Here is a 634-nt window from a genome sequence, read left to right on the forward strand (position 1 = left end):
CGAGCTCCGTGTCCGCCCCGTCCGCAGATTGTTTATTTAATCCTTTGATCATTCGTTCTTGACCGGCTACCGGGCGCATAGGCGCCTTTTTTGTTGCCTGAAAAAAGAGGAAACACCATGTCAGCAACAGCTCAAGCATTGCCTGTAATTGCTCTCCCTGCCATCGGACAAGCCTTCGGCGGAGGGTTCTTCTCAGGTGTGACCGTTGAGAACGGTCAGCGCTATTTGAACATCACCGCCGGTGCGGCTCACGAACTTAAAGGTTCTTGGGGTGCTCGTGGCGTGATCGTCGAAGGCGTCGGGAGCTTCACCGATAGCCGCAGCAACACCGAGTCGATGGCAGCGGCCGGTAGCGAACTGGCTCAAAAGGTTTTGGCGCTTGAGGTTGGCGGGTACACCGACTGGGCTATCCCGGCCCGCGACGTGCAGGAACTGCAATATCGCCACCTCAAGCCAACCAGCGAGGAAAACTACTGCTGGAACCGCGATGGCGACAACCCCAACAGCTTGCCGGTAGGCCTGCTGTACACCGCAGAGTTACCGGCACAGACGGCGATCCCGGCATTCCGGGACGATGGCGAAGAAGCCTTCATGGGTTCCTGGTACTGGTCGAGCTCGCAGCGCTCCGCCTACA

The 634-nt window shown here is 58.4% G+C and carries 1 protein-coding gene; it reads left to right on the forward strand.

Features of this window, described 5'->3' with window-relative positions; translation table 11 throughout:
* Positions 1–117 precede the first annotated feature (117 nt).
* The coding region (locus tag ACP7A4_RS23170) for a DUF1566 domain-containing protein (RefSeq protein ID WP_426248527.1) at positions 118–634 on the forward strand (517 nt) is incomplete at its 3' end.

This window comes from Pseudomonas sp. TWR3-1-1, from assembly GCF_049896545.1.
GTDB lineage: Bacteria > Pseudomonadota > Gammaproteobacteria > Pseudomonadales > Pseudomonadaceae > Aquipseudomonas > Aquipseudomonas weihenstephanensis.